The organism is Ferruginibacter sp., assembly GCF_031391665.1.
Classification (GTDB): Bacteria; Bacteroidota; Bacteroidia; order Chitinophagales; family Chitinophagaceae; genus Ferruginibacter.
The window spans coordinates 1-5,547 of sequence record NZ_JANMUN010000118.1 but is presented as its reverse complement, the minus strand read 5'-3'; the positions used below and the strand labels follow the sequence as shown (position 1 = coordinate 5,547).

The window sequence follows — 5,547 nt, the reverse complement described above, 5'->3', positions numbered from 1 at the left end:
TAAAATAAATGTAAAAGTGTGGAACCAGGCAAACGTGCCTGCCATATTTGTACAGGGCAAAACAATTGCATCCGATGCATCGTGGCTGGTAACTTTTGAAGATAAAGAATGGATAGATGAAACAGGAAAAACATCCGACATCTCCGCCACCAAATGGCTTAACGCCGGCAGTTGGAATTTTAATGATCCCACGCAACTGCCCTCTGCTTTCAAATTACCAACAAAAAAACTAAATGCTGTTTCCACAACAAAAACTAAAAATCAATATTTAGTTGATTTTGGAAAAGAAACTTTTGGTTTTGTAAAACTGCACGGCATTAAAGGCAGTGGAAAAATTTCTTTGTACTATGGCGAATCAAAAGAAGAAGCTTTATCAGTTGATGATGCCATGACATTAGATAGATTAAGTTTTACCAAAAATGTGCAAACCGATTCGGCAATGATCTTATCCAAAGCATTGCGTTATGTGAATATTGTGTGCGACGGAAATATCAGTATTGATTCAGCCAGTATGTTATACGAATATGCTGATGTAAAACAAAGAGGAAGCTTTATTTGCTCTGATGAGTTGGTCAATAAAATTTACGATGTTTCAAAATACACGTTGGAATTAAATACCCGTGAATTTTTTATTGATGGCATCAAAAGAGATCGCTGGGTTTGGAGCGGCGATGCTTTACAAAGTTATTTGATGAATTACTATTCTTATTTTGATAACCCCACCGTAACCCGAACGATGATGGCATTGCGTGGCAAAGATCCCGTCACCAGTCATATCAATACCATAATGGATTATACGTTTTACTGGTTCATCAGTGTTTATGATTATTATTTGTACACAGGCGATAAAAGATTTATCGAACAATTTTATACACGTATGCAAACGATGATGGAGTATTGTTTAAGCAGAAGAAATAAAAATGGTTTAATGGAAGGCCTTTCCGGCGATTGGACATTTATTGACTGGGCTGCAGGCCTCAGCAAAAAAGGTGAAATCAGTTTTGAACAAATGTTGTTTGCAAGAAGTTTAGAAACAATGTCTTTATGTGCAGATATTGCCAATGATAAAACCAATGCAGCAGAATATAAAAAGTTAGCGGCTGAAATAAAAGAAAAAGTATTTGCTATTTACTGGAACCAGCAAAAAAATGCTTTAGTACACAGCCGTGTGGATGGTAAACAAACCGAAAATGTAACCCGTTACGCAAACATGTTCGGCATCTTTTTCAATTATTTTACCGAAGCACAAAAACAAGCGGTTAAGCAGCATGTGTTGTTGAACGATTCCATTCAAAAAATTACTACGCCTTACATGCGCTTTTACGAGCTGGAAGCATTGTGTGCCATGGGAGAACAATCTTATGTATTAAAAGAAATGAAATCTTATTGGGGCGGCATGTTAAATTTAGGTGCCACCAGTTTTTGGGAAGAATATAATCCTGATAAAAAAGGTACAGAGCATTTAGCAATGTATGGCCGTAAATTTGGTAAAAGCCTTTGTCATGCATGGGGTGCAAGTCCTCTTTATTTATTAGGAAAATACTATTTAGGTGTAAGTCCAACTACAGCAGGTTACGAAACTTACACCATACAACCACAATTGGGCGGCTTGCAATGGATGCAGGGCAAAGTGCCCACACCCAATGGCGATATTGAAATGTATTGCAGCAGCAAACAAATAAAAATAAAAACTGTAACCGGTATTGGTACTTTAAAAATAAAAAGTAAAACCAAACCAACAGGAAAAAATATTGTGGTGAATGAAGTTGGCAAAAATAATTATGAAATAATTGTGCAGCCGGATGTGGAATATGTAGTAAATTATAAAGCGATGTAAATCGTTTTAATTTCACTATAAATAAAAGGTGGATTTTTGATTGGGGTGTAACTTAATTTTAGCGAACGCTTTTTTAAATAATGTCACCCCTTCGGGGTTGTTCTTTTAATTTCTTGAATAATTTCTATATAAATATCATCCCTTCGGGATTTTAACCTCGAAGAGGTGGCATTAATATAGATATGAAAAAACAAATGTGCCAAAACCCCGAAGGGGTGATATTAGAAATTGAGTTGTTATCAAAATAAAGTATTTGTGTTTAAATACGATAGAGCAATTGTGGTTGATATTAATTTATGATAAAATGAAAAAAATAATTCTTGTATATTGTTCAATAATATTTTGTGCATTCGCATCCGCACAAAACGGTTTGGTCAACACCATGCAAAGTCCACATGCCAAACTCAACAGCGTAGGCATTAGCGATGTACAATGGACAAAAGGTTTTTGGGCAGAGAGATTTGCAGTATGCAAAGATTCGATGGTGCCGCATTTATGGGCTACATACACCAGTAAGGATATGTGTTATGCATTTCAAAATTTTAGGGTAGCAGCAGGTTTAGACAGCGGCCGTTTTCGTGGACCTTCGTTTCATGATGGTGATTTTTATAAAACATTGGAAGCGGTAGCCGCATTATACGCATCCACAAAAGATAAAAAATTGGATGCCATGATGGATGATGCAATTGCTGTAATTGCAAAAGCACAAAAAGAAGATGGTTACATCTACACCAAATCTATCATTGAGCAAAAGAAAAATGGCAAAGGCGAAATGTTTGATGACAAGCTAAGTTTTGAAGCCTACAACTTTGGCCATTTAATGACGGCGGCTTGCGTACATCACCGGGCAACAGGCAAGACAAATTTATTAAACATTGCAAAAAAAGCCACCGGCTTCTTAATTACATTTTATAACAATGCCACCCCGGAGCAGGCACGCAATGCCATTTGCCCTTCGCATTATATGGGCATTACAGAAATGTACCGCACCACAAGAGATAAAAAATATTTAGGCCTCGTAAAAAAATTAATTGATATCAGGGGCACAAGCGAAGGCAGTGATGATAACAGTGACAGAATTCCATTTCGGCAAATGACAGCAATAAACGGCCATGCCGTAAGAGCCAATTATTTATTTGCAGGCGTGGCCGATGTGTTTGCAGAAACCGGCGACAGCACTTTATTGCACACATTAGATTTGATGTGGGAAAATGTAGTTAATGAAAAAATGTACGTGACTGGCGGCTGCGGTGCATTGTACGATGGTTTATCATTAGAAGGAATTTCTTACAAACCCGATTCGATACAAAAAATACAACAGGCTTACGGTAAAGATTACCAGCTGCCCAATAAAACTGCACACAACGAAACCTGCGCCAACATTGGCAATGTATTATGGAACTGGCGCATGTTGCAATTAACCGGCCAGGCAAAATATGCAGATGTGTTGGAACTCTCTTTATACAATAGTGTGTTGAGCGGCATAAGTATGGATGGCAACAAATTTTTTTACACCAATCCATTGGCAACAGCAAAAGATTATCCTTACGATTTAAGGTGGAGTGGCGGCCGGCAAAAATATATCAGCAAGAGTAATTGTTGTCCGCCCAATGTGATACGCACCATTGCAGAAGTAAATAATTACATGTACAGCATTGGAGAAAAAGGTTTGTATATAAATATGTATGGTGGAAATATTTTGAACACCGAATTGCATGACGGCACCAAATTAAAGCTGGAACAAACCACTAACTATCCATGGGATGGAAAAATTTCGGTAGTGTTAAAAGAAACACCAGTAAAACCTGTTACTATTCATTTGCGAATTCCTGGCTGGTGCAAAAGTTATCGTTTAAAAGTAAATGATAAAACACCAGAGATGTACGGCAGAAAGGATGGTTATATTTCTGGCAATGTTTATAAAGCTGGTGATAAAATTGAATTGGTATTAGACATGCCAGCAACATTATTAGAAAGCAATCCTTTAGTAGAAGAAACAAAAAACCAGGTAACTGTAAAGCGTGGCCCAATTGTATATTGTTTAGAATCTCCTGATCTGCCAAAACAAAATATTTTCAATGTATTAATTCCTGCAAACATAAAATTGCAAGCGGTACCAATGAAAATTGATAAGGGCAATGTGATGGCATTAACCGGGGAAGCAAAAATTTTGCAAAATACTAATTGGAAAAATACATTGTATAAAGAAGTGAATACAAAAACAACACCCATAAAAATAAAACTGATTCCTTATTATGCATGGGCAAACCGGGGCCATACGGATATGACGGTGTGGATGCCGTTGTTAAGATAACAGCTAAAGCAAAAATGAAAAAAATAATTTACATAGCACTCACGGGTTTATATTCAATATGCACCATTCACTATTCACAAGCCCAACTTGTAGATAAAACGCCTGCTGCTATTCCTAATGCACCAGCAATTTATAATACCGAGCCATACGAAAACCCAACTGTAAGCGGCATCAACAGAGATGCATCAAGGGTAACAGCATATTCTTATGCTAACATAATCGATGCATTAAAAAATGACAGAGAAAAAAGTGGGCGCTACATTTCTTTAAACGGCGATTGGGATTTTTCCTTTGCACTAAAACCCGGCGACGAACCTAAAGATTTTTATAAAAAGAAAGTTGTTGGTTGGAAAAAAATACCCGTGCCTTCCAATTGGGAAATGCAGGGTTACGATAAACCTATTTATAAAAGTGCGTTGTATCCATTCCGCCCGGTAAATCCACCGTTTGTGCCTAAGGATTATAATGGGGTGGGTTGTTATCAAAAATCATTTACTGTTCCGGCAGATTGGAAAAATAAAAATATCACTTTACATTTTGGTGGCGTAAGTTCTGCTTACAAATTATGGATCAATGGAAAATTTTGCGGCTATGCCGAAGATAGTTTTCTGTCATCCGAATTTAATATCACACCTTATTTAAAAGCGGGAGAAAATATTATTGCTGTTTGGGTAATAAGATGGAGTGATGGTAGTTTTTTAGAAGACCAGGATCAGTGGCGTATGAGTGGCATTCACCGTGAAGTATATCTAATGGCCGAACCAAAATTGCGTATTGCCGATTTCTTCTATCAAGCCAAATTAGACAAGGAGTATAAAGATGCGGTGTTAAGCATTCGTCCACGAATAGAAAATTTAACAGGCGTAGGAATGCCGGGCTATAAACTTAAAGTGCAATTATATGATGCGAATGATAAAGCAGTTTTGTCAAAACCATTAGAAAAATCAACCAATGATATCATCAACGAAATTCATCCCCGTTTAGACCAGGTAAAATTTGGCTTGCTGGAAACAAAAATTATCAATCCCAAAAAATGGAGTACCGAAGAACCGAACCTGTATAAATTAGTATTGAGTTTAGAAGACAGCGCAGGAAATATCCTGGAAGTAAAAACATGTAAAATCGGTTTTCGTTCTATCGAATTTAGAAAAGACGACAGTAAATTATTGATCAATGGCAAGCTTACTTACTTGTATGGTGTAAACCGTCCCGATCATCATCCCACAAAAGGGAAGGCATTATCAAGATCAGATATTTTACAGGATATCACTACTATCAAACAATATAATTTTAATTATGTTCGCCTCAGCCATTATCCCAGCGATCCGTATTTATTAGATTTGTGTGATGAATTTGGTATCATGGTAATTGACGAAGCCAATTTAGAAACACATGG

Annotated in this window: 3 protein-coding genes; all 3 read left to right on the top strand. The window is 36.9% G+C overall.

The window, feature by feature from the left end; translation table 11 throughout:
• A partial coding sequence (locus tag ACY651_RS08995; RefSeq protein ID WP_462251855.1) for an alpha-L-rhamnosidase-related protein occupies window positions 1-1,837 on the top strand: 1,837 nt, incomplete at its 5' end.
• 304 nt (window positions 1,838-2,141) lie between these two features.
• On the top strand, window positions 2,142-4,151 hold the full coding sequence (locus tag ACY651_RS08990) for an aceric acid hydrolase (protein WP_462251853.1): 2,010 nt from the start codon (window positions 2,142-2,144) through the stop codon (window positions 4,149-4,151).
• Window positions 4,152-4,165: 14 nt separating this feature from the next.
• Window positions 4,166-5,547, top strand: a 1,382-nt coding sequence (locus ACY651_RS08985; protein WP_462251851.1) for a sugar-binding domain-containing protein, incomplete at its 3' end; no start/stop codon positions are given.

What these genes read in the sequence shown, in the direction of transcription:
- ACY651_RS08990 (WP_462251853.1), top strand. Translation starts at nt 2,142, where the DNA reads ATGAAAAAAATAATTCTTGTATATTGTTCAATAATATTTTGTGCATTC.